This window comes from Paenibacillus sp. EKM301P, assembly GCF_011800295.1.
Classification (GTDB): Bacteria; Bacillota; Bacilli; order Paenibacillales; family Paenibacillaceae; genus Paenibacillus; species Paenibacillus polymyxa.
Genome location: NZ_JAALFM010000010.1, coordinates 67,712 through 91,933, shown reverse-complemented (window position 1 = coordinate 91,933; position 24,222 = coordinate 67,712). Strand labels below are relative to the sequence as shown.

20 protein-coding genes are annotated in these 24,222 nt (G+C 47.4%); 4 read left to right on the top strand and 16 right to left on the bottom strand.

The window, feature by feature from the left end; translation table 11 throughout:
* Window positions 1–99: 99 nt before the first annotated feature.
* The 8 genes from HFD99_RS20270 to HFD99_RS20235 form a co-directional block, all read right to left on the bottom strand.
* Entirely contained in the window at window positions 100–891 is a 792-nt protein-coding gene (locus HFD99_RS20270; RefSeq protein WP_123796834.1) for an energy-coupling factor transporter transmembrane component T family protein, read from the bottom strand.
* Window positions 866–2,350, bottom strand: coding sequence for an ABC transporter ATP-binding protein (locus HFD99_RS20265; protein WP_123796833.1), 1,485 nt, complete (start codon window positions 2,348–2,350; stop codon window positions 866–868). The genes HFD99_RS20270 and HFD99_RS20265 overlap by 26 nt, the downstream gene beginning before the upstream one ends.
* Window positions 2,350–2,946 (bottom strand): ECF transporter S component, encoded by a 597-nt coding sequence (locus HFD99_RS20260; RefSeq protein ID WP_123796832.1) that lies wholly within the window; start codon window positions 2,944–2,946, stop codon window positions 2,350–2,352. Before HFD99_RS20260 ends, HFD99_RS20265 begins: the two co-directional genes overlap by 1 nt.
* A gap of 456 nt (window positions 2,947–3,402) precedes the next feature.
* Window positions 3,403–4,200 carry a TatD family hydrolase gene (locus tag HFD99_RS20255; RefSeq protein ID WP_123796831.1) on the bottom strand — a complete coding sequence of 266 codons (798 nt, stop codon included), beginning with the start codon at window positions 4,198–4,200 and terminating at the stop codon, window positions 3,403–3,405.
* A 20-nt stretch (window positions 4,201–4,220) separates the two neighbouring features.
* Entirely contained in the window at window positions 4,221–6,830 is a 2,610-nt protein-coding gene (locus HFD99_RS20250; protein ID WP_123796830.1) for a polynucleotide kinase-phosphatase, read from the bottom strand.
* Complete coding sequence (locus HFD99_RS20245; RefSeq protein ID WP_123796829.1) at window positions 6,827–8,266, bottom strand: 3' terminal RNA ribose 2'-O-methyltransferase Hen1; 1,440 nt, start codon at window positions 8,264–8,266, stop codon at window positions 6,827–6,829. The genes HFD99_RS20250 and HFD99_RS20245 overlap by 4 nt, the downstream gene beginning before the upstream one ends.
* A 21-nt stretch (window positions 8,267–8,287) precedes the next feature.
* Window positions 8,288–9,106: a nucleotidyltransferase domain-containing protein gene (locus HFD99_RS20240; RefSeq protein ID WP_123796828.1), complete on the bottom strand. Its 819-nt coding sequence runs from the start codon at window positions 9,104–9,106 to the stop codon at window positions 8,288–8,290.
* Between the two features lie 19 nt (window positions 9,107–9,125).
* A complete protein-coding gene (locus HFD99_RS20235) occupies window positions 9,126–10,694 on the bottom strand; it encodes a limonene hydroxylase (RefSeq protein WP_123796827.1) in 1,569 nt (522 codons plus the stop codon).
* A gap of 198 nt (window positions 10,695–10,892) precedes the next feature.
* On the opposite strand from HFD99_RS20235, the gene HFD99_RS20230 reads away from it, so the two are divergent.
* Entirely contained in the window at window positions 10,893–12,218 is a 1,326-nt protein-coding gene (locus HFD99_RS20230) for a helix-turn-helix transcriptional regulator (protein ID WP_038978103.1), read from the top strand.
* On the top strand, window positions 12,193–12,993 hold the full coding sequence (locus tag HFD99_RS20225; RefSeq protein WP_123796826.1) for a WYL domain-containing protein: 801 nt from the start codon (window positions 12,193–12,195) through the stop codon (window positions 12,991–12,993). Before HFD99_RS20230 ends, HFD99_RS20225 begins: the two co-directional genes overlap by 26 nt.
* Window positions 12,994–13,150: 157 nt before the next feature.
* Here the strand turns inward: HFD99_RS20225 and HFD99_RS20220 are convergent, their stop codons facing one another.
* Together HFD99_RS20220 and cysK are read right to left on the bottom strand one after the other, a co-directional pair.
* Window positions 13,151–14,128, bottom strand: coding sequence for an aldo/keto reductase (locus HFD99_RS20220; RefSeq protein ID WP_031462944.1), 978 nt, complete (start codon window positions 14,126–14,128; stop codon window positions 13,151–13,153).
* Window positions 14,129–14,257: 129 nt separating this feature from the next.
* Window positions 14,258–15,181, bottom strand: coding sequence for a cysteine synthase A (cysK, locus tag HFD99_RS20215; RefSeq protein ID WP_167440990.1), 924 nt, complete (start codon window positions 15,179–15,181; stop codon window positions 14,258–14,260).
* 216 nt (window positions 15,182–15,397) lie between these two features.
* On the opposite strand from cysK, the gene HFD99_RS20210 reads away from it, so the two are divergent.
* Window positions 15,398–16,606: an MFS transporter gene (locus HFD99_RS20210; protein WP_016819870.1), complete on the top strand. Its 1,209-nt coding sequence runs from the start codon at window positions 15,398–15,400 to the stop codon at window positions 16,604–16,606.
* A gap of 73 nt (window positions 16,607–16,679) precedes the next feature.
* Here the strand turns inward: HFD99_RS20210 and HFD99_RS20205 are convergent, their stop codons facing one another.
* The 3 genes from HFD99_RS20205 to HFD99_RS20195 all read right to left on the bottom strand — a co-directional run bounded on the left by HFD99_RS20205 (window position 16,680) and on the right by HFD99_RS20195 (window position 19,602).
* Window positions 16,680–17,678: a glycosyltransferase gene (locus HFD99_RS20205; RefSeq protein ID WP_019686235.1), complete on the bottom strand. Its 999-nt coding sequence runs from the start codon at window positions 17,676–17,678 to the stop codon at window positions 16,680–16,682.
* Between the two features lie 55 nt (window positions 17,679–17,733).
* Window positions 17,734–18,771, bottom strand: a complete 1,038-nt coding sequence (locus HFD99_RS20200; RefSeq protein WP_185094003.1) for a phosphotransferase family protein — start codon at window positions 18,769–18,771, stop codon at window positions 17,734–17,736.
* Between the two features lie 138 nt (window positions 18,772–18,909).
* Window positions 18,910–19,602 (bottom strand): pectate lyase, encoded by a 693-nt coding sequence (locus HFD99_RS20195; RefSeq protein ID WP_123796825.1) that lies wholly within the window; start codon window positions 19,600–19,602, stop codon window positions 18,910–18,912.
* A gap of 565 nt (window positions 19,603–20,167) precedes the next feature.
* Here HFD99_RS20195 and HFD99_RS20190 point away from each other — a divergent pair.
* A complete protein-coding gene (locus tag HFD99_RS20190; RefSeq protein WP_016819867.1) occupies window positions 20,168–20,740 on the top strand; it encodes a shikimate kinase in 573 nt (190 codons plus the stop codon).
* Window positions 20,741–20,840: 100 nt separating this feature from the next.
* Here the strand turns inward: HFD99_RS20190 and aroD are convergent, their stop codons facing one another.
* From aroD to HFD99_RS20175, 3 genes are all read right to left on the bottom strand, one after another.
* Complete coding sequence (gene aroD / locus HFD99_RS20185; protein ID WP_107734990.1) at window positions 20,841–21,605, bottom strand: type I 3-dehydroquinate dehydratase; 765 nt, start codon at window positions 21,603–21,605, stop codon at window positions 20,841–20,843.
* Between the two features lie 103 nt (window positions 21,606–21,708).
* Window positions 21,709–22,968 carry an MFS transporter gene (locus HFD99_RS20180; RefSeq protein ID WP_375761838.1) on the bottom strand — a complete coding sequence of 420 codons (1,260 nt, stop codon included), beginning with the start codon at window positions 22,966–22,968 and terminating at the stop codon, window positions 21,709–21,711.
* 132 nt (window positions 22,969–23,100) lie between these two features.
* Window positions 23,101–24,012, bottom strand: a complete 912-nt coding sequence (locus tag HFD99_RS20175; protein ID WP_031462939.1) for a LysR family transcriptional regulator — start codon at window positions 24,010–24,012, stop codon at window positions 23,101–23,103.
* Between the last annotated feature and the right edge of the window lie 210 nt (window positions 24,013–24,222).

Genomic DNA, 24,222 nt, shown 5'->3' with positions numbered 1-24,222 from the left:
TAATAAGCCCGCCAGCCCAGGCGGGTCTGTACGAGCCGTCAATTCCCATTGCATTAATATACCACAGAGCAGAAATCGGGCAAAGCCTTTTGACAACAATTAACGTACATCCCATACCCCCACATAAGGAAAGCAGATACCAAGTCCCCAAGCCAGCATCAGCAACACCACAAAATACAAAATAAATATAATATCTACAGCCGAATAGCCGATCGCATAATAATACGTACGCTTGGTTTCATTAGCAAAGCCCTTGGCTTCCATGGCTATAGCAATGCGCTGCGCACGCCGGATACTTTGAGCGAGCAGCGGAATTGCGTACCTGCGCAGCGTGGCATACATATTCCATTTGGACACATGCTGGTGCAAACCTCGAATACGGTGGGCATGTCTCAAAGCCTGAAATTCCTCCAGCATCATCGGCATCAACCGCATAGCTGCCAAAAAGCTGTACGCATACTTGGGAGGGAGCTTCCATTGCTGCATCAGTGAATAAAAAAGGCTCACCGGACGAGTCGTTAAACCAAACAGCAACCCTGCTGCGGCCATACTCAGTGCACGAAAGCCCAGATGCATCCCTCGGTAAAAGCTTTCCTGCGTAATATGGATCAGGCCCCATGTCCACCAGGTCGTCACTCCTTTGCCAAACATCATCATGCCTGTTGAGGTTGAAATAAACACCAATATAAAGGGAGATCCGTACAGCAGCAGCCGCTTCCATGGATGGCCTGACCAGACAAGCAACAGCAGCATAGTACATGTAACATTAAACATAACGTTCGGATCATGGATGACTATAACGATCACAAACAGCAGGGAAAACATCACTAGCTTTAGGCCCGGATTCACACGATGCAGCCATGTTTCATGATGAGGAAAGGACAGGCTCATACCGTAGCTCTCCTTTCTGAATCCGCCATATATCGGTACAATATCGACGGACAATTTCCGGGTCATGCGTAACCATCACAATGGCCGTGCCTGCCGCTCTCAGCTGTTCCAACATATCCAGCATGACAAAGGTATTACGCGCATCCTGCCCAAAAGTCGGTTCGTCCAGCAGCAGCACTTTCGGCTCACGGATCATAGCCGTAGCAATACTCAACCGCCTTTTTTGGCCCAGCGAGAGCTGATACGGATGGCGTTCATCCAGTCGCTCCAATCCGAACTGCATAAGCATTCGATCCACTCGTTCTCTGCACTGTTTAGCGGTAAACAAACTCTTGGGTAACGAATACTCCAGTTCACTTCGCACGGTGTTCGCTACAAATTGCAGCTCTGGATTTTGGAACGCGAACCCAATGCGCTCAGCCAGTTGCTCCGTATTGCCTGCCTCAGCTCCGCACACGCGATAACGCCCCTGCGTGTGAAGTAAGCGCATCATAGAGAGCAGAAGCGAGCTTTTGCCAGCCCCGTTTTCACCGACCACACCAATCCAGTCGCCAGGCTTCACCTGCGCTTGCTCCACATAAATGACTGAGCTCCCTCCCCGAAGTCCGCTAAAATGTTCCAACTCCAGCAAATTTGTTGTACATGCTGAAGTGGACGGACTATCCGCAAGCAACGCATCATTCTGCTGCGTCATAGAATCATTCCAACGTGATGAAGACGATTCATCCCATACTCCCGGATACCACACGCCATACTCGGATAATGCCTGCCGGTGTATATAAAATACTTCTTCCGCCCTTCCGTCCGCAATAATCTCCCCTTGAGCAGAAAGCACCACAATCCGATCCACATCCTGGACAATTTCATTAATTTTATGCTCTACAATCACCAGCGTCTGGTCTGCCGAAATGTTGCGAATGGTATCCCACACCTGTGTAGTGCCTTCCTCGTCCAACAAGGCTGTCGGCTCATCCAGAGAAAGCACTTCCGGTTCCATAGCCAGCACCGATGCAATCGCCAGCCGCTGTTTCATTCCTTGTGACATGCTGGCAATGGGCAGATGTATATCATCCGTTGGAAGACCAACCTGCATTAGCAGCTCGCGAATACGGGATGGCATCTGCTCCCTTGGAACCTGCTTATTTTCCAATACAAAAGCCAGTTCCTCGTCTGCATATGACATACAAAACTGTGTGTCGGGATCTTGAAATACAATACCAGAGAGACTCGGGATCACGGCAGCATCGCATTTCATAGGCACTTCTATCGTGCGTGGAATCAGACCGCTCAGCACCTGAAGCAGCGTTGATTTGCCGCATCCGCTCGGCCCCAGTAGCAGCAGCTTTTCCCCTTTGCGAACAGATAAGGACATATTGTGAAAAAGCAGCTCTTGCTCACCGGGGAATTTCAACCGAAGACGGGTGATCGAAGCCACCACATCTTCGTTGGTCGGACTCATCAATCCAGCCCCTTATAATCTTGTTCCGTTGCCGGTCTCAAACTTCGCGTAACGCCGGTTACTTCCAATGCCTTAGCCAGATAGAAAGCGAATATTCCAGCAATCACAATACTGCCAATCATCCGAAATCCAATATACAAAACATAGTTCCAGGTCGATAGCTGATCAATATACCCATAGCTGAAGTCTAAAATCAGAGAAGTGACAGCCGCTCCTGCCGCAGCTAGTGAAGCAACCCACAGGTTGGCGTTCCGATACAGAAAAATCGCAAAGAACAGCTCCGCTCCCAAGCCTTGCAGCAAACCGTAGTACAAGGTGGACATGCCCCATTCACTTCCCAAAAAAGCACTGACGGTTGCCGCGGCCACCTCTGCCAAAATCGCGACTCCCGGTTTGCGAATGATAAGATAAGCGAACGTGCCAGCCATAAACCACATGCCATACATCAGTTGCTCGGCGTGCAGACCCAATGGTTTCATCAAATCATAGGCAGGTCCCCATATTTTGTAGACCAGCCCGAATACCACGGAGATTACAATCGTGACCAAAATATCAGTCAGCTTCAGCCCTTTGGACGCTCTTACATTCGTATTCATTGTTGATACGCTCCCCTTTTTCTTTAAAATAGGCCATTTGGCCATAAAAAAAAGCCTGTCCGGAGCTGAATCTCCAGGCAAGCTTTATGCGCAGTCATAAAATGATCACCATACATTATCAGTTGTCGACATATCTCATATAGCACAGCAGTCTACTGCACTGAAACCAAGCCAAAGTCAGGTACAGAACAAGACACGCTTGTCCGTCTGCAACTTTTTACAGACTGTAGCTCATTAACTTGATATAGGATATGAAACGTATCCATCGACTAGCCGCCGCTAATCGGCGGTATTCCTGTTTCTTGTAAGGTGTTCTAGGTTTCTCTACGCTGGCATTACCCAGATCAGATTTCACGGTCGGCGGCAAGGGCCACCCTCTCAGCCTGACTATCTCAAGCTCCCGACAATGCTTTTTAATTCACTATAATATATACCACATCCATGGCTTTGACAATCCTATAATCCGAAGAAACGTTTGGCCGTTTCCGTCGTCGCAATTTCGATCTCCATCATGCTGCGGCCTGTGCACTCGGCAATCGTAGCGGCAATGTGAGCGAGATACACCGGCTCATTACGCCCTTCTTTGGGCTTCACGGGCAAATTACGCGGGGTCAAAAATGGAGCGTCCGTTTCAATCATCAACCGGTCCAATGGAATATCCCTGACCAGTTCCCGCAGATGCTTGCCGCGCCGTTCATCACAGATCCAGCCCGTAATACCGATATACAGTCCCATCTCCACATACGTATGCAATTCCTGTGCAGTACCGGTAAAACAATGCACCACCGCTTTATCAACAAGCCCCTGATACTCTCGCAACATAGCGACAAAGTCCTCATGCGCATCTCGTTCATGCAGGAATAAAGGCATATGCAGCTCCCCCGCCAGTTGAATCTGCTCTCCGAACCATCGGCGCTGTACATCACGCGGAGAAAAATCACGGTTATAGTCCAACCCGCATTCCCCTATGGATACGACCTGCGGCTGAGCCGCAAGTTGGCGGAGCTGCTGAATTGTATCTGTGCTGCAACTTTTGGCATCATGGGGATGCACGCCAGCCGTCGTGTACAGTTTACCCGGATAACAAGCCGCATACTGAGCAGCCTCCCGACTGCTCCGGACACTGGTTCCGGTAATAATTAACGGTGTAATTCCTGCAGCCGCTGCTCTCTCTACCACCTGTTCCCGATCTGCATGAAACGAACGGTGCATCAAGTTCACACCAATATCAATTAACGGTGTACTCCTATCCATCTCAATCCCTCCTTCGCAAACTACAATCTCGGATCAATCGGCTCCGATTCCAGAGATAGCGCAGCAAGGACGCATTCATGAATACGATCCACCGTATCCTTGCGGACAAAACGTTCTACGCCCTCCATACCAAGCGCTCCTTCCATCAGGGCATGACGCTCCTTTTTGTTCGTTCGGCGCTGCTTCAGACGCTTTAAATTCTCAGGGGCAAGATAATCCATACCGTAAATGATATGCAAATACTTCCGGCCTCTCACCTTGATTGCAGGCTGAATCATCTTGTCCCGATTTTTCATCAAAAAGCGTTCCGGCTTGATCACAATGCCCTCATGACCATCCTCTGTCATCTCGTTCCACCAGCGGATAACCTCTTCCTCGCTTGCTTCGTCCGTGATGACCCGATACTCTGTCTCCATAAACAGCGAGGACAGTCCTGCCAGCTCCCGGTTGTGCTCCATATGCCAAAGATGAGATTGGTCAAAAAACGTCCGGCCGCTGTGGGCCAGTGTATGAAATGGTGCAATACGAATTTCATCCAGACCGTCTACATCCCAGCAATATTTTTGAAAAGCTTCTTGGAACGTTACGGCATTGCCATATTTCCGTTCCATTTCCTCCAGCCAGTCTCCAACCTCCCGACCTGCAGCCTTCGCTTGCTTCAGCTTGTCTACCAGCTTACTGCGATCCAGCAGAGCTGCTTCACCCACATGCGCATACTGTGCAGCAATCAGTTCCCGAGCCTTGAGATTCCACGGTACTATTTCTGCATCCAGCAACACGAAATCCGTCTGATTCCGCTCAAAATACCCGGCAGTCTGTAGATCGGCATTCAGCTTTTCCAGCACCTGCTTCGCAAGGCCTGGTTCAAAGAAAGGGCGGCCGCTGCGGCTGTAGATCGTGCCTAATGTCGGGTATCCTACATACTCGACAGCAGCCTGTTCGTTTTTGAATAATAGCAAAATCGCCCGGCTACCCATATGCTTTTTCTCCGCTACCATCGTTTGTACGCCTTGACCACGATAATAAGCCAGCGCCTCACGCGGATGCTCCAGATATCCTTCTTCTGCGGAAACCGTGGGAGCAGGACTCATAGTTGGTGGAATGTACACCAGTTCCTCCATCGGTACTGTCACATGTGACACGGTATCTATAGCCGATTTGACCCATTCTCCTTGTACGCGCACTTCGCCATACGATTCCGTTAGTACACTGTAACCAGCGATGAGCTTACGTAAATTCGGCGGGGAAAACCGTTTTTTCTGCCACCGGACAAGTGGGCTATCGGGGTCATTCGCATAATTCTCATGAGCCGGAACGCTGACAAATTCCTTTTCCGGATAACGATAAGCGGTCAGCATACCGCCAAATACCACACCCTGATCAATATTCACCGTCTGGTTCACAATCGTAGGCTGCGGTCTCGGATCATGTCCCCATACTACTATTTCTCCCGATTCATGGTCTACGAACCAATCTTTGCGGATTGGTTTTCCGTCTGCATCCTGACCATCCGTATCTCCATAACGACAGTAATCAGAAATACGTGCCGACTGTTTGCCAATAAAATGATCCTTAATCCCCGCATGAGTCACAACCAGGTGTCGCAACCCATTTCTGCCGAAAATAAGATGAGAGGGCGCATGTAGCAGAAAATCCCTCAGCTCGCCTCTAAGCTGTTCCGCTGCTGCCTTACCCGCTTGTTGTTCATATTGAACCAGTTCCTCTGCGAATCGTTCATCTCCATGATTGAGAGTTACTTTTCTTCCATCAAGGTAACGACCGATTTTCCAGCCATGATTGCTGTCAATCATGTAGGCGAGTCCGGCATCCACGTGCTTTTTCCAAAACTGCACCGCTAGTAACGATTCTGGGCCACGGCTCATCACATCCCCAACGGATACCAGTCTTCTGCCTTCTGGATGATGGTATAGTCCTTCCGTATCTTCCATATATCCGAGCCGCTCTAACACCTCCAGCATCTCCCGGTAGCACCCGTGGATGTCACCAATGATATCAATGCCTGCACCTATATCATGAAACAGCGGCTGAGCACGGCGGGCGAAGTTAAGCTTTTCTACATCCTTGAGGACATAACAAGCGTTAAAACCTTCTTCCCGGATACCGCGCAGGTTCCGCTTTAACAGCTGTGCCTGCTGCTTGACCCGTTGGCGACCACGCGGATGCGCCCTACCTGCATCACGTTCCAGCAGCACAGATTCGGGCACATCCAGCACCAAGGCCATCACTGGTACATGCGCTTTGGCTGCCAGCTGTACATATTTCTGGCGATCCTCAGCATACAGATGGGTGGCATCCACAACCGTCAGCTTATTCAGACGACAGCGCATAGCCAGAATGGTATCCATCGCTTCAAACGCCTTGGCTGACATCTGCTGGTACTCATAAAACAGCACGTCCGATTCCAGCCTTGGAAGTCCGCTCCAGTCTATAAATTCCGTATCTCCGACCAGCTGGCGAAAATGATCTGAGGATACCACTTCCGTTTTCAATAGAATCCCTTCGCTCACCAACATGTCCAGTAAAGTGGTTTTGCCACTATTCGAGGCCCCTACCAACACAACCAGTCCAGCATGCGGTAGATTAATCGTTCGTTCGGATGAAATGCTCATGAATTCTTCGGCTCCTTTCTGCGCGTAAATACAGCCATTTGGGTCGGTTGTCCAAAGCCTTCGACCTCTTCTCCGATCCCTTCCAGCGCTAATGAATAAGGAGCTTCCTCAATCCAATGCTCGCATCGTTCACGAAACTCGCTTCTGCTCCATTCAAAACGATGATCGCCATGCCGCAGCTCTTGCTGATCCATACGATACACCTCATTATATTCGCGATTGGGAGTCGTCACGATCAGCACACCCGGCTGATATTCTGTCACAATCGTATCCATCACCCGGTTCAGACGATGCTCATCCACATGCTCAATGACCTCACACAGGATCATCACATCTTTTCCCCTCAATTGTTCATCATAATAAAAGAGAGAGCCCATCATAGGTGTAGGGCGAATTGCATCGGCATGCCTTTCCAGCTTGGCAAAACGCTCCACAGCCCTCACCTGTGCATATGCAGACGGCTCCACAGCCCAAATCTCTTCAATGCCCTTGATTCGAGCCATCCGAGCCGAAAGCTTCCCTTCCCCTGATCCAAAATCTACGATTTTCTGTCTTCGGGGCAGCTTGCGAATCACATCCATAATGGCTTGATACCGCAGCTCATTTAGCCGCATTACAGGCTGTTGCTTTCCTTCCTCCAGTGACTGATCTTGCTGCTGATCCTGTTCGTGATTATGGTTTTGTTCTTGGACCGCATGTTTTTCAGTCTGTGTAGCAGCAGAATCAGATTGCTCAAATTGCTCAATCAGATTGGTAAAATGAAGCGTGCGTCGAATGATGAGCTCGCGCATCGGATGCTCTTGCAGCCAGCCTTCACCGTAACGTTTCAGCTTATCAAACTCTTCTTCGCTAATATAGTAGTGCTTATAATTATCCAACACTGGAATTAACAGCAATAACTGACGCAGCGCATATTGCACCGTCTGATGGCCACTTAGCGTGACATATCTGACGGTGCTTCGATTTTTCAGCTGAAAAGAATAATCCGCTTTCCCTCGTTCGATGGTCACTTGATAGCCCAGCGGCGCAAATAGTCCCTCCACCACAGCATCCGGCAAATCTGACGCAACAGGCCCAAACGATAACTCCAGCGCAAAAGGATGCGTCACCCATGCTGCATAGTCTTCCTTGGGTTTGCCGTTCAAGGCCGTGCCAAGCGCGCCGCGAATATAGGTGCAAAACAAGCTGCTGGTTACAAACTCCCGATCATTAATATATGTTGTAATGTCATAGCTATCCGGACTATTTTTGACCAAATCTATCGAATCTGGCGAGGCCTGAATGACGATTTCTGCCTCTTCCTCCGTAAAAACGGTGTACACCATGCGTACACGAGCACCCTTTTCCGTGCGATCATACGTATTGTAAGGGTTCTTGGCGAGCAAATGCGAAATCATCCCGGCATTGTTTCCGGTTGCTTTTAGCGTGATGTGCATACTCCACTTCTCCTTCCCAGCTTATGTTTTCCATACTTCATTCACCGCAGCGCGGAACATCTCGTCCAATTGCTGATCCCGTCCGCCCTCCATATGCTGAAGCAAGGGCGCCTTCTGTTCAAAATAAGCAATTTGCTGCTCAATAAAATCATTCACCACCGAAAGCTGCGGCTCCATATCCAGCTCCTCGCCCGCTTTTTTACGCTCCAGCAAATGCTCGATCACCTGATAAAGTTCGGTATCTACCGGAATGAATTCCGCTAGCAAGTCTACGAATTTGATAGGAGGCATACTGTTGTAACGTTCAATCCAGCCACAGGCCAGCAGCGGACGCAGCACGTAAAAATATTTTTTAATTTTCACCTGTTCACCTTGCAAATAGTCCCGATAGTTTCCCCGTGCCATATTCAGATAGTGATACATACAGGACTTCGGAGAGAAGGTTAACGGCGAGATTGCACGGATCTGATCGGCCACTGAATATTGCTCCAGATAGGGAATCGGAGATTGCAGCCATTCCAGCAAAGGCGGATTGGATTTGCGAAATAAATGGAGCGCCTTTTTCAAATCCCAACCGTTTATATCCAGCATATTGCTGATTGGCCGCTCAATCACATCCCGCTTATCAAAAATAGATAAATACCATTCTATGGGTCTTACATAAATAAATCGTACATCATAGTCACTGTCCTGTGAAGGAAACCCCCATGCCCGACTGCCTGATTCACAGGCGTACACAATGCGCACCTGCTCTTCCTGCTCCAACGCGCGCAGCTCACGCAAAATCGTTTCGCGCATTTCCGGTTGAATGAAACCCTGCCCATGCTTCATATCTGTCATGTTGTTCCCTCCCTTATCCTTAAAGTATTTCCCAAATCTGTTCTCTGATCGACTCCTCCGTTTCAGCTTCCGATAAGCAACGAAGGCGCTCTATCGTTGCCTCTCCCCACATCTCAGAAGGCCATTCCTTGAGTACATGAAGCGCTGCACGGCGATTGGAGGTCACCGGGCTCCAAAGTCCGGTAGCAACTAGCTCTTGTCCCATTCCTTCGTAAGAAGACAATAGTTGCAGCAGCATCCCCAGACATTGATGCGCTTCATACTCTGGTCCAAAGCCCGGCACATCAGCAGGACCGGAAGCTATCTCTCCCAGAGGCAAGTGCTTTTCTGCAAAAGCCACCAGCTTACATGCCCGCTGTTCATCCTCTGTCTTGCTAAGTTCAAAGTACAGATTAGGCTTGACTGGGTGTTTGCTTAATTGATCAAATAGCACGGGCCATACATCTAGTACTAGCATTCGAGCTGCGCGAATGGCACAGTGAAGATGCGGTGAATCTGCATGATGTAGTTCCTGCTCTACCAGCTTCACCCACTGCGGATCGTCCATCATCTGCTGGCATACCGACGCGTAACGTTTACGTAATTCCGGCGTCCATTCATGCTCATAACGTGCCTCCCATGAATCGTCTTCTTCATCGAGGAAGTCCGCAATATCCATGATGATCGTAAGATGCTTCACAGTCGTACACATAGTCTTAGCATGACGAAGGTAGTTGCCTATGACCATAGCGGCATGCTCATAATCGTCTATACTTTCCGCAGGTCCGCCTGCTGCCAGCAAAGCCGACAGTATATCGCCTGCTCCGTCAAACAACTCCCGATCAATGTGCGGTACAGCCATGGCTGTATGCAGCTCGCCTTTATGAGCGCATTCATAAGCAAGGTACTCATACATGACATTGTTACGGAATCCTTCCCGTAATAACCAATCACGTATTTCCTGCCGCGCCGGCTCCAGTCGTTCCACGACGTGAATACGTCCCCAACCATGTACCTGTAAGGCTAAATTATACAACTGCTCATTGGCCTGATCCGAAATATTACGGATAGCTACAGCCGCATATAGCGTGAATTCATCATGCTTGGCTAGCGTTAAAATAAGCTCGTGGTGCTGCTCTGTCTCCAGCAATCCGAGCAGCGCAATACCGACCTTCACCACATTGCGATGTGCTCCGTGTTCGGCCAGCCAACGCGCTTCCTCATACAATCGATCCGGCTGAATTGCTGGATGTTCGCGCACCGCATCTAGCAGCGGATCAATCAGGCTGAGCGCATTTTCTTCCATCAAGCGTACATACGTCTCACGTCTTGTTTTCATCCCTGGCTTGCGGCATTGTCTGGACAACAAGTGTGCTAGCTCCTTAATTTTCTCAGTCTCTCCATCTCCACCAGCGCCGTGATGCCCAAACGCTCCATCCAGCCCCCCTGCCACCCAACGCATCGTGTGACCTGCCCAGTATTCTTCATCATCCGGCAAATGATCATCCGTAAGCCTTCCCTGAGGGTCCAGTCCCTGCTTAATCGTTTCATAAATCGAAAGCTTACCTACCCATGGATATAACACTTCATTTTTAAATCGTCCAAACATGTTGCATCACCCTTCTGTTATGTATTGCTTCTTACTTATCGTGCTACCTTATATCCCTATAATCCTTTATTTTGGAAGTCATGAACATGGTGAAAGTATTACAAAGATGAATAAATTACCTTTTTCCTGCATCCCTTCCCTGTTAGAATAAAGGGATACTTGTTTTCGGAGAACGGCTACAGAAACGGGGAATGCATCATGGCGAGAGAGAGTTTTGATAAAGAAATTCAATTCCTGCGCATGCTCACACTAACCAGCGGCGCTTATAATCGGCAGCAATTTGCAGACAGACTTGGCATTTCGGTGCACACCTTTGATAAAACGATTCGGCGTCTCAAGGAAATTGTCCAATCCGTACAACAGCAGTTGCCTGCGGAACAGGGACATGATTTTAATGAGATGCTGCGCTTTAATTATTACGAATCCGCTGATCCGTTATTGTTATTCCTGTTTCGGGCCAAATCGCTCAAGGAATCGGAAAGCGTCCGCTTATCCCTTCTGCTGACAGCGCTGCAATCACAGCCTATGACCACCATGGAACTGCTGGACGCTTGCTGCAATGGGCTGCCTTCCGACAGTGCACTGCCGGATGAAAAAACAATCCGTTCTGATCTGAAATATCTGGTCGAAGTCGGCGTAGTTCGTAAGGAGCCTGGCGGCAGACCCTATCGCTATGCTGTCCGTAACGATCTGGTGACAGAACTGACGGACGAGGAATTACTGGACTTATATGATTTTGTGGACATTATGGCCAACACTCAGCTCCCCTCTGTGCAGGGATATCTGTTGCGAGATCATCTTAAAAAGGCCATGCGCCGTCAGCTCGGAGATCGGGAGATGGCAGAGCCTTTTTTATATAAATACCATTATTATTCACGCATTCTGGACGAAGCCCATATTCATCCGCTTCTGCATGCCATTCGGCAACGCCGCTGCGTAAACTTTTTATATTTTTCGGCATCCAAACGAAGCATGTACGGGTCACAGAACACCAACCCACGATTTGAAAAAGAGACTGAAGGCCGTGAACATACCATTCTGCCCTTGCAAGTCATCTATGATCATCAATATGGACGTTGGTACGTGCTTGGTCATGTGGGCGGCAAAGGAATCATGAAGTTTCGTATGGAGGGCATGACCCAATTGGTGGAGGGCAAGCCTGTCCCAGAACAGCTTTATGCCGACCTGTTAGCCGTGTTGGAGGAAAAAATGCGGTACAGCTGGCTTGTTGATACGGGTCGTCCCGTGAAGGTAAGGGTACGTTTTTTTAATCCCGAAGGGGCAAAACGCAACTTTATTCGGGAACGTGTGCTGTCACAAGGACAATGGGGTACGATTACGGAGGAAGAAAGTGAATCCTTTATCTACGAAATCACAGTGAATGGAATCACTGAGATTAAACCGTGGATTCGCAGCTTCGGATCAAGCTGTGAGGTATTGGAGCCCCAGCGGCTGCGTAAGGAATTCAGACAGGAATGGAAGGAGCTGCAAGCCTATTATGAGCCTGTTCGAGAAAATATTTAACTATCAGATCGTCTCACGGCTGGATGAATCGGGCGCTTTTGCTACCACATCGCAGGAAAGAGTCTGGCTCAAGTCCATGCTTACAGACTCGGCAGCGACAGCGGCTTTTACCCCGCCTACACTTGATAAGCTTTGGCAATTACTTGCAGACGACGAGCCTCTGGAGGCCGATGGCAGCCTGCGGGAAAAAGCAGGGGTTCCTGCTGCTTCGGTTTATCATCCACTCCTGCGTGAATTGCGTTCCATTCTGCGATCCCGTTCAGGCATCTGTATGACCTACAAACTGCGCAACGGACGCCTACATGAGCGAATGTCCGGATTTCCTTATAAGCTGGAGTTTTCTATGGTCAAAAAAGAATGGAGCCTGCTGTGGTATAATCGACGGCACCGCGCATTCATGTCCACTAAGCTGTCCAACATCGTAACCGTCACGGAAGATGAGATTCTTCCTGAAGAAGCCGAGAAGTTTACCCAACGAATACTCGGTATACTGGAGTCGCGCAAAGAACAGGGCATCATCGAAATTATTCCTGTATACAACGGTGAAATGTCTCGTATTTTATATGCTTTTTCCTGTTTTGAAAAGGAGGTCGAATATGATCAGGAAGCAGATACCTATCGCATTACACTCACTTTCCAGGCAGACGAGTGTGAATATGTGTTATCCAAAATCCGCTTCCTCGGCAAGCGTGTCAAGGTCGTCCAAGGCTCACGGCTAATCTCACGAATGAAAGAAACAACAGCCAAAGCCCTCGCACGGTACGAAGAGGAATAGCTGCTGAAGACATATAGGATGTAACCACGTAAAGGCCCCCCTCCGTCTGTTAATGAGACGAAAGGAGGGCCTATTAAATACAGTACGTATAAACGAAACGAGGTCATGTACTTACATCCGCACACGTCTGCTGTAACAAGCTAGTCCGCAGTACCAGTTACGGCAAGGCTTGCCCGCGCGCACTTACATACAATTGATACCACTCTTCACGGGTCATCAGTTCGCTCTGGCGTTCGGCATCCTGACATGCTTGGATTCGTTCAGGATTGGCGCTGCCAATGACAGGCTGAATCCGTGCCGGATGCTTCATAAGCCAGCCCAGGACGATCGCTTCACGTGTCGTCTCCTTTTCAGAGGCCAGTTTTTGTACCAGCTCTGCCGTCTTACGGATATGCTCAGGTTTTCCTTCCAGAGAACCTCCGCTAAAACGCCCCTGCGCCAGCGGTCCCCAAGCCTGGAGCTGAATATCCTCGGTTTGGCAATATTCCAGCAAACCTTCGCCAAAATGTACATTCGTCCCTGCCTGCTGGTTCACGTGTACGGTCTGATCTATAAAATGCAGATGTGCCAGGCTCATCTCCAGCTGATTAGCAATCAGCGGCTCCGTTAGGCTGCGCTCCAGAAAACGAATTTGGCTTACATTCATATTGGAAACGCCAAAATGCCGTACTTTGCCGGATGTCTTAAGCTCGCTGAACGCCTTTGCTACTTCTTCCGGCTCTACCAGCGGATCGGGGCGGTGCAGCAGCAGGATATCCAAATATTCAGTACTCAGACGCTTCAGGATACCGTCCACGGACTCCATAATATGATCATATGAGAAATCAAAACGACCCGGGAGCGTACCATCCGGCAGAAAAATTCCGCATTTGGATTGAATGACGATTTGTTCACGCAAGCCTGGCTGTCCCTTTAAAATCCGACCGAAAATTTCTTCCGCTTTTCCCATACGATAGATATCCGCATGATCAAACATCGTAATTCCGATGGATTGTGCAGCATCTACAGCTCTCTCCGCTTCAACAACATGCTCCTGTGTAAACGGTGCATGGCTCCATTCTCCACCAAAAGGCATGCAACCGAGCACCAGCCGACTATTGGAGATCCCTCGTTTCTGTATAGGCATAATCTTCATGCTGCTCCTCCTTCAATCCTCAAATATTTCGTGCTATCAATATTCAAACAGCTTTTGAAACCGCTATCACACAATTATTTTACCACTTACTTACGGTCATGTATCACTTTGGCCCCGATTCGCGTCTATTTATCCGAATATCCCCATGCTCAGATAACGCTCTCCGGTATCCGGGGCAATACAGAGTACCCGTTTGCCTGCTCCCAAACGCCGAGCTTCCTTAATGGCCGTCCATATTGTAGCTCCGCTGGAGGGCCCGACGAGAATCCCTTCCTGAGCAGCAATTGCTCGTGTCACAGCAATCGCATCCTCATCGGAAACCTGGATGATTTCGTCATACACCTCCGTATTCAGCACGGTAGGAACAAAGCCCGGACTCGTTCCCACCAGCTTATGTGGACCGGGCTTTCCCCCGGACAGTACGGGCGAACCCTTAGGCTCGACCACAACAATCCGCAGATCCGGCAAATGCTGGCGCAGCACTTCACCTGTTCCCGTAATGGTCCCACCCGTTCCCGAAGAAGCGACGAACACATCCAACTTTCCTTCCGTCTGCTCTAAAATTTCAAGTGCTGTGGTTGTACGGTGGATATCGGGGTTGGCCTCATTTTCAAACTGATGTGGGATAAAACTTCCTTCAATTTCTGTCCCCAGTTCAAGAGCTTTGCGAATCGCTCCTGGCATCCGTTCTTCCGCTGGTGTCAGTACGACCTCAGCCCCGTAGGCTTTTAAAATATTGATCCGTTCCTTCGTCATATTCGAAGGCATCACCAAAATTGCGCGGTAACCTCGGGCTGCCGCATTCATCGCAAGACCAATTCCCGTGTTGCCACTGGTCGGTTCAATAATGGTGCCTCCGGGCTTTAGATGCCCCGCCTTTTCCGCCTCGGCAATCAGGTTGCCCGCGGCCCGATCTTTAACACTACCACTTGGATTAAAATACTCCAGCTTCACATATACTTCCGCATCCTGCGGTCCTGTGAGCCGTTGCAGCCGCACACAAGGCGTATCCCCGATTAAGTCCGTAATACTATGTACCACTTTAAGTGTCATCGTTATATCCTCCCCGGATTATTCCTTACAACGTCATTCCCTATCTTCATATCATACTACCAAAATAACATAATTGGCTCCTTCCAACCTGTCGCTTTTGTAAATTACACAAACCTTATCAGCTTAGTATGTAAAATTCTTGCAAAATGGGTCGCCAGATGTCGCCTGGAATGATATACTCGCATTACTATTTTTTCAGGAGGATACAAGAAACTTATGAGTACTCAAGAAAATATGACAGCTAATCGCTTTCCCCCCTCCTTGCTATGGTTAACCCTTGGTGCCTTCGCCATCGGCATGACCGAATTCGTCATTATGGGACTTCTGCCCAATGTAGCCCATGATCTTCATGTTACGATTCCGCAAGCCGGGCAATTAATCACCAGTTACGCGCTTGGTGTAGCCATTGGCGCACCTGTGCTTACTGTATTAACCCATAAGGTTCCACAAAAGAAGCTACTGTGTCTGCTGATGTCCATATTCATTCTAGGGAATCTTTTTTCCGTCATTGCTCCTAACTACGAGCTTCTGATTGCGGCCCGTATGGCTACTGCGTTATCGCACGGAACCTTCCTGGGTGCCGGTTCCCTGATCGCTGCCCGGCTGGTCCGTCCTGATAAGCGGGCAGGGGCCATCTCTATGGTGCTAACCGGATTGACGGTAGCGAACATTATTGGCGTGCCCTTCGGCACCTTTATCGGACAGCAGCTCGGCTGGCGCGCTTCCTTTGGAGCCATTGTTGTGATCGGCTTGATTTCTCTCTTCGGAATTATTCGTTACATTCCGGTAATTCAGCAGGACAAGCCTTCCAGTCTCAAGCAAGAAGTCAAGAGCTTATTTAATCCAAAAGTGCTGCTGATGCTGCTGACAGGTGCAGTTGGCTGTGGTAGCTTGTTCACTGTCTTTACGTACATTACGCCCATGCTTACGGATATTAGTGGCTTTGCCGAACACAGCATTACCTGGATTCTCGTCCTGTTCGGCCTAGGTGTCACGATTGGCAACATCGTTGGCGGCAAGCTCGCAGATTGGAAGCTGCTTCCGTCCTTGGTTGCAAACTATGCTGTACTGGCCATTATTCTGGCCATTCTGACGTTTACGCTTCAAAACAAGGTACTGGCCGTGATCACTGTCTTTATCTGGGGGATTGCCGCATTCGGCATCATGCCGGGGATTCAGGTTCGTATCATGAATCTGGCCTATGAGGCTCCTTTGCTAGCCTCTACCTCCAGCCATTCCGCATTGAATCTGGGCAACGCAGGCGGTGCTTTTATCGGAGGAGTCGTGATTAACCAAATGGGGCTACCCGCCATTCCATGGGTTGCATCACTCATTACTGTCGGCGGTCTGCTACTGATGCTGGTCAGCTACATGATGGATCGCAAGACGGCTCATACTGAAGCGATAGCAGAGATACAGTCATAAGAAAAAGGACTTTCGTTCATTAGAGCGAAAGTCCCTTTTTTATGGTCTACATCCACGCATCCTGCCTCGTCGTTCAGCTTAACCAATCATCAAAAAAGTCTCGGTATCCCTGCTTCATCACCTGACTCGAAAACTGTTCCATGGCGTATGTCTGATTCTCCGCAGAAACCCGGCGAGGTGAAGCCGCAGCCATATTGACCAGCTCGAACCAGTTTTTCTCATTTCCTGAAAAAGAATGCGTAGAGCTGATGTGCCCATAGCAAGGGTGCTCGGGTTTCACCACGATTTTCCCCATCGCGAGCGCTTCGGTCAGCGGCATTGCGAACGTATCGAATTTGGAGCAGCTCCAATACACCTTCGCTGTGTTCATCAGTGCAAACACCTCGTCTTGCGTCAATGCAAATTGAAGTTTTACATTGTCCGGGATGTCGTACTTCTTCATGCTCTCCTTGTAGCGTTCACCACCAAACACCATATAGACATCCTTGTCAGGATTGTGCCGCGCATACTCAAGCACCAGATCCGGACGCCGATTTTCTTCATCTCTACCAATCCACATCACCCGGTTCTCCACCACTTGTGAGGGATCAAAATGCTTTTCCACCAGCCGCTCATTAAATCCGATCGGGATGACTGTCACATCGGTTACGCCAAACTTCGAGGCCATCTCCTGCTTGAGAAAGGCAGTCTGTACGATAGCCTTGTCCACAATCTGATAAAAAGGCTTCATCATCTCATAGCCTGTCAGTGCCGGATCTGGAAAACTATGCGGAAAGAGTACGCTGTTTTTAAAAAACATGTTCAAATAAGTAAAGCCAGATACCGTATAAATAACGTGCTCAATCTGCTGCTCATGCAGTTGATCCAGTACGATGTCATAATTGACCAGGTCACTCTTTTCATGCTCATAGCCTGGAAGCCAGTCATGGCTGCTTACGTGGCGCTCCGGCGATACAAATACGATATCTACCCCCAGTTCCAATCCGATCTGCTTCAGACGTTCTGCAAAAATACGAGGCCCTTGCGCTTCAGCAAATTGTATTTTTCTCATGACCAAACCGACTTTTTTCATGGATTTATTTCCCTACCTTCTTTGGCTGACTATATAGAATCTGTGCCTTAAGCCACTACTTGCATGGTTGGACTTGTACCCCATCCATCATCGCTGTACATTGGTTTAAACAAGCTAACGTTGCATCCAATTGGGACTCTAATTGCTCTTTTGACCATTTGCCGCTATTTCTATGCAGTTCCGTTCCAATCCTTTGCAAATCATTTGTGATTAATAATAGCATCCAGAGCGAAAATACCACAGCAAACATACCATACTCCTGTATAAATGCCGTTCGATCACCCTTTATCCCCAACAGCTCCAGCTGTTCCAGATAGGTGTCCAGCATACGAATACGCAATTCAGACGTCATACGTCGAGGGAACAACGGATGCGACATGTCGATTAGGTGATATACATCCCACAGCGGTGTGTTTAGATGAGCATGCTCCCAATCCAGCACCCTTAGCCTCTCCCCACTCAACGCATAGTTACCCGGATGAAGATCACCATGAGACAGTACAAGCTGGTGTGAAAAAGATAGATGCTCCAGCTGTGCATAAATACGCTGCATCTGCTGCTTCGAAAAACCGAGTGAGCTGCAAAGCTCTAACATATCTGGCTTGCGTGTGTGCAGCTCGGAAACCATCTCCTGGATGAGCGGCTTCGGTCCACGCAATGGCATCCCGGCAAAACGACCCGGCGGCAAAGCATGCCACCTTGCGACAAATCCAACAGCTTGCAATAGGGTTTCGTCTGCATGTAGATGATGTAACGGACCAACATCCTCAAACACCATCCATTCTCCTCCGCCATCTGCGTCTGTATCGGAACAAGCTAGCAATTGGGGATAGATGGGTGATAATGCTGGAAGCACATGCTCATACACCCATCTCTCCCGTCCCTTCTGATCATCATTGGTCAGGGGTTTAAATATATAACTTTCAGAGGATGACACGTAAAAACGTTCCACATGTCGGCCATTCGTGCCTGTATATAAAATTTCACGATCGCGCACCAGCGTATCATTTAAAGTACCGTCATGATTCACATATTGATGAAATAGATTCATAGCCACCCAACTTTTTTGTATAAAATGTAATAGCACGATCATAACATAGTCCTCGTTCTGAACGAAGCCCAGATCATCTCAGGGTTAACTTAACATACCAAAAAAGGGGCATCTCCTATCAGATCATACGACCTGTTGGACAGCCCCTTTCCTATCCGTACTCCTATCCTACTCTAACAATTAGTATTTAGTATTGCCCGACTCGCTCGTATTGCTAGATTTAAAACCTTTGAACAATTGTTTTACATTATGATAACGAGTATTCGTAATTTTAGCTTTGCTGTTAGGACCGTCCGATCTGAGGATCGAATCCTTAACGTTGGAAATATCCGAGTTATCCAAAGTCATATTCACCCTAAACGTAGAGCCCCCAAGTTGGCGAACCAGCTTACCGATATCATCGGCTCTAAAGTTTTTAATGTTAATCGTGCCTTCGGCATTGATTTGGAATACTTTATCATATGCATGAAACGCTCCACCACCTGTAATGTTCACCGTGCCTGGTTCTTTAAGCGTCAATGCATCTTCACCGACATCCTCCCACGTTACGTTGGAAATGGTGCCATTGCCATATACATGCACACCATCCGCAGCAGGCGCAGCGATGATCACATTTTTCAGCGTTGCATTATTTTCTAACTTAAAGATAGGCTTTTGAGCCTCTTTCTGGCTTCCATCTCCCAAGGTATCGGGGTCAGCCACTACGGTCTTGCCTTTACCATCGTATACTTCTCCAGCTTTAACAAGTATGGTCTTGTGAACGACCTCTGGAGCTGCATGGGCAGAGTAATTGCCGACAAATAACGCGATTAACATACCGGATAAAGCGATACTCATGCCCTTTTTCAATACTTTAGCTGTGTTTGTTTTCATTTCAATTCATCCCTCTCCTAGATCGTTTTTTATTCTTATCTCCAATTCTTCGTTGACTAGAGCGTAAGCGCGTAGACCGTATCACCACCTTCGTACAATGAACCCATTGACCGATACATGTCCGTAAAGTGATATTTAACTATTTGCATATGTATACTTGGTTTTTGGTTCAAAGTAGCTTCTTTTTTATAAATTAAATCAATCACAAATTGTAAATAGAGCGATTACATTTACAATTTGCATAACTCTATTATATTCCTACTTCCAATAATTTCAATACGTTTTTCGGCAAAATATGTCCTTTTTTTCAATTAAGTACACAATATTGCCTCTTTTATACTTGTACAAGTTTGTTTTTCTTCCATTTACGCATTAAATAACATTTGAATACCTCATCTCGTTTACATGCTGTTTATCACTCCATTGGTAATCAGAGTCTCTTTTATCGTATACCTCATTGCTGATGTGCTCTATACTATTGAATGACACGGTTGATGAACGTATAATGTATTTAGTGCTTTGAAGCGTTACATCTCAACATTACTGGTGAGAAAAGAGTGGTTATGTGCAAAACAATAGTGAGATTCCATTAAAAGAACAAAATATTGTGCTCATCGGCTTTATGGGCGTGGGCAAAACAACGATCGGTTCCCATCTAGCGCGCAAGCTGTATCGCGATTTCGTGGATATTGATCAGGAGATTGAACAAGAGTACAACATGCCTACAACAGAAATTTTCAAAACTTACGGAGAGAAGCGTTTCCGTGAGATTGAAAAAGAGCATATTTTGAAGTTGTGCAGCAATACGCGTCTTAAAATCATTTCTGTTGGCGGTGGCGCGTTTCTACAGGAAGAGGTGAAGCAGGCTTGTTTGGCTTCCTCCATTGTGTTCTTCTTGGATTTAAATTGGGATTCCTGGAAAGATCGGCTCAAGATGCTGATTGACACCCGCCCTAATCTGCAAAACAAGACGTTAGAGGAAATTGAAGATCTTTTCCGTTCCAGACAGGACATTTACGCGGTGAATCACTCCAAGATCGATACCGATCAGTTGGATGCGGAAGAAGTCGCAGACTATATTATTCAAACACTGAATCTGGGTTGGGAATTGTATGAACCTACTCGGGGATTGAATTAAGCATTACAAAAAGGAGGACCCCAGCATGCTTATCGCATGGGGTCCTCCTTTTGTGTTCACCATGAATTCCTTGCTCGCTAGTGGGTAGTAATTGCATCTTTTAAGAGTGGCTATGCAGCACCTGCAATATTTCTCTCAGTTCAGTGACAGGAATCTGTCCTGGTGCAGAAGCCTTCTTGGCAGCACCAAAAGTCAACGCTGAACCAAATAGCTCTCCGGTCAGACGGCTCACGACACCTTTTCCCGCCATCGACATCGTGATAATCGGACGATCCGCATACTCTTCTGCCATGGTGCGTGTGGCGTCCAACAAGGTTAGGACATCGGCCGTATTGGTTGGCATCACCGCTATTTTAGGCAGATCGCCACCCAATTCCTGTGCCTTACGCAACCGGGACACAATTTCCTCCTTCGGCGGCGTCTTTTGAAAATCGTGGTTAGAAATAATCACATACACGTTATGCTTATGTGCCGCTTCTATCAGCATCTTCACATCAGCTTCCTCATTAAAAAGCTCTACATCAATCATATCTACTTGTCCCGTTTCGGCTATTGTACGATTCAATTCTACATAGCTTGCCGCACTGATTTCCTTTTCTCCACCTTCTCGGGCGCTACGGAACGTAAATACGAGTGGAATATTGGCTAAAATAGACCGGATCTCATGTAAGGCAGCCTTTACCTTTTCCAGCTCCTCCACATGCTCGAAAAAATCGACTCTCCACTCTACGATATCCAGGTCGAGTGTACGTAAATGGGCAGCCTCTTCCTTCAACTGCTCCAACGTTTCTCCCACCATGGGGACACATATTTTAGGCGCTCCTTCACCGATCCGTACATCTTTTACCTTTACGATTTTTGCCATATCTATCTCACTCCCCAATTACAGTTTCAAGTCGAACATTCACAATAATTCATAGTATAACGCATTCTGAATAAGCATGCAGATGATTAGGTTCAGTCGCTAGTTATTTCGTATCCAGTACAATTTGAGGAGACAATTCTCGTTTTGCAGGAAAAACGGCACTGTAACGAAAGTTAACAAACACCGCCAGTACGATCCCGAGCACATTCACGATAATAGCCAGCATAAACACACTGGAAATCTGAGAATGCTTCAAAAGAAAGCCTGTAAACACGGGAATAAGCGTATAGGACAGCGAAGTTGCGGTATAAATAAACCCGGTAATCTGTCCTTTTCGTTGACTAAAAAATTCGCTCATTACAGTTAACGTCAGCTGAAGTACACCCGATATGGAAAACCCGATGACACTCGCACAGATAATGGCGGCGGCCCCTGATTTGAAAAGAAGAAGCGCTCCAAAAGCCAACAAGGAAATACAGGGATAAATAAGAATAATATGAACAGGTTTAACCCATTTTCTCAACACAATGACCAATACAAACACGGAAACCAACGAACCCATATTGTAATAAACTAATAGTCTGAGAGACTCTGATTCCGTCATGCCAATAAACTGTTGTCCAAACGTAGGCAGCCATAACTGCACAATATACAGCAAAGTAGGTCCCGTAAATCCAAGCAGAATAAGACATACACCTTCCTGCCAAAACCTCGGTTTACTCGCATCATCTGCCTTTAAATTTCCTGTCTGCTCGGCACTAGATACAGTAGTACCGCTCCTTTGCTCCTTGGCGGGCTGTACGCGCATGTCTGGAAACTTCATTCTGAACAAGTAGATCGCATTCAATGCAAATATCAATGCTGGTATAAAGAAAGAGAACCCGTAAAAAATATCGTGATTCATAAAAAAGATAATCATTAGCGGTAAAAATGCCGCCCCAATGGATATAAAACCTCTCACCAACACTGTAGCCGAACCAGAGGATTGGGGGAAAGCCTCGATCAGAGCCGGATAAGTACCTGAATCAAGAAAAGAATTCGCTACACCTGCCAGCACAGCCAGTACCATTGCCATCTCAAAGGTGGGACTCAGCGGTATACCGACCAAGAATACGGCCATCAGCAGCCCTGCGGCCACAATGAACGGTTTGCGACCATAGCGGTCGGAGAGCACGCCGGATATGTACAGCGTAAATAGTCTGCCAAACCCCATCGCGGAAACCAAAAGGCTAATGCCCGCCTGATCTGTATGCAAATGCTCTGTTAAAAAGGACATGTGCGACGCCAGCATAATATTAAACATGCCAAACAAAAGATAGTTCACATACAGACCTGTCGCCACTGGAATAGAAGAACGTTTCATCATGAATTCACCTGCTTTTGTAAGTAAGTCTTGTAGTATCAAAACGTGAATCATTTCACATTGCTTGTGTCGATGATGAAGTATAGAACACAATTTAAAATTTATCAAGTTTAAATATTGCGAGACTCCAGCTTAGACACGCTGATGCGTTTTTAGATAAAACTCCTTGCCATAACTTAGGGCAAAGTTCCGAAACTCTACTACTGCCGGGGATAAATATCTATTTTTAATGCTGGCTAGGTAGATAAAACGTTCGTATTCTGGATTTACAATAGGCAATGTTTTGACGTTAAAATAATCTAACGATGAAATGCGGGGCATAACTCCGATCCCGTAATTAATAGACACCAGCCCAGCCATTGCCGTATCTTCTTCAATCTCGCAAATAATCTGTGGCGTAACGCCTGCCTTGGCGAACAAATTTTCAATAATGGGCCGAACCCCACTCTTTTTGTTGAAGAAGATCACCGGGTAATCCGCTGTATCTTTGAGGTCAATTTGATCCAGAGAAGCCAGCGGATGATCAGGAGAAACAATGACCACCAATTCCTGCTGAGCCAGCGGAATAAACTCTACATCTGGTTCATTTTCCACGTGAGAGCAGAACGCCACGTCATAGTGTTCCTGCTTCAGGCCTTGAATAATATCGTTCGTATTCCCTTGGTGAAACGAAAAGGAAATGTCTTTACGGGCATCCAGAGCTGAAAAGGCTTGGATTATCACTGGAATGAAGTGTGAACCTAACGTGTAAATGAACGCCAAATCTATATTCCCATGGCTTGGACTCACTAATTCCCGTAAGTTATACTCCCCCTTTTCCAATTCATCCATCGCGTGCTCCACATACTTCAGAAAAAATCGCCCGTATTTGTTTAGCCGAATATTCCTCCCCTGCTTTTCAAACAGATGAACGCCCAAATCCTTTTCTAATTCTGAAATCGCATGACTTAAACTGGGTTGAGTGATACATAGCCGCGCAGCTGCCTGGGTAAAATGCTCCATCTCTGCAAGTACACGAAAATATTGTAAGTGCTTCAGATTCATAAGGATGTACGCTCCCTCTTTAATTCATATTTTAAATTATAGATTCAAACTATGAAAAACGATAAAAATATGCATTGGATTTATAATAACACCCCTTATATAATTAAGACATAGACATTATGTGAATATTTTCACTTGTTTGTGGGCGCACTTTAATAGACCTGGACGATGCCTATCTAGGCCATTGATCTAAAATTTAAGTTGGGAGTT

Excerpts from the sequence above, each read along its gene's own strand:
- HFD99_RS20270 (WP_123796834.1), bottom strand. The coding sequence starts at position 891 with ATGAGCCTGTCCTTTCCTCATCATGAAACATGGCTGCATCGTGTGAAT.
- HFD99_RS20265 (WP_123796833.1), bottom strand. The coding sequence starts at position 2,350 with ATGAGTCCGACCAACGAAGATGTGGTGGCTTCGATCACCCGTCTTCGG.
- HFD99_RS20260 (WP_123796832.1), bottom strand. The coding sequence starts at position 2,946 with ATGAATACGAATGTAAGAGCGTCCAAAGGGCTGAAGCTGACTGATATT.
- HFD99_RS20255 (WP_123796831.1), bottom strand. The coding sequence starts at position 4,200 with ATGGATAGGAGTACACCGTTAATTGATATTGGTGTGAACTTGATGCAC.
- HFD99_RS20250 (WP_123796830.1), bottom strand. The coding sequence starts at position 6,830 with ATGAGCATTTCATCCGAACGAACGATTAATCTACCGCATGCTGGACTG.
- HFD99_RS20245 (WP_123796829.1), bottom strand. The coding sequence starts at position 8,266 with ATGCACATCACGCTAAAAGCAACCGGAAACAATGCCGGGATGATTTCG.
- HFD99_RS20240 (WP_123796828.1), bottom strand. The coding sequence starts at position 9,106 with ATGACAGATATGAAGCATGGGCAGGGTTTCATTCAACCGGAAATGCGC.
- HFD99_RS20235 (WP_123796827.1), bottom strand. The coding sequence starts at position 10,694 with ATGTTTGGACGATTTAAAAATGAAGTGTTATATCCATGGGTAGGTAAG.
- HFD99_RS20230 (WP_038978103.1), top strand. The coding sequence starts at position 10,893 with ATGGCGAGAGAGAGTTTTGATAAAGAAATTCAATTCCTGCGCATGCTC.
- HFD99_RS20225 (WP_123796826.1), top strand. The coding sequence starts at position 12,193 with ATGAGCCTGTTCGAGAAAATATTTAACTATCAGATCGTCTCACGGCTG.
- HFD99_RS20220 (WP_031462944.1), bottom strand. The coding sequence starts at position 14,128 with ATGAAGATTATGCCTATACAGAAACGAGGGATCTCCAATAGTCGGCTG.
- cysK (WP_167440990.1), bottom strand. The coding sequence starts at position 15,181 with ATGACACTTAAAGTGGTACATAGTATTACGGACTTAATCGGGGATACG.
- HFD99_RS20210 (WP_016819870.1), top strand. The coding sequence starts at position 15,398 with ATGAGTACTCAAGAAAATATGACAGCTAATCGCTTTCCCCCCTCCTTG.
- HFD99_RS20205 (WP_019686235.1), bottom strand. The coding sequence starts at position 17,678 with ATGAAAAAAGTCGGTTTGGTCATGAGAAAAATACAATTTGCTGAAGCG.
- HFD99_RS20200 (WP_185094003.1), bottom strand. The coding sequence starts at position 18,771 with ATGATCGTGCTATTACATTTTATACAAAAAAGTTGGGTGGCTATGAAT.
- HFD99_RS20195 (WP_123796825.1), bottom strand. The coding sequence starts at position 19,602 with ATGAAAACAAACACAGCTAAAGTATTGAAAAAGGGCATGAGTATCGCT.
- aroD (WP_107734990.1), bottom strand. The coding sequence starts at position 21,605 with ATGGCAAAAATCGTAAAGGTAAAAGATGTACGGATCGGTGAAGGAGCG.
- HFD99_RS20180 (WP_375761838.1), bottom strand. The coding sequence starts at position 22,968 with ATGAAACGTTCTTCTATTCCAGTGGCGACAGGTCTGTATGTGAACTAT.
- HFD99_RS20175 (WP_031462939.1), bottom strand. The coding sequence starts at position 24,012 with ATGAATCTGAAGCACTTACAATATTTTCGTGTACTTGCAGAGATGGAG.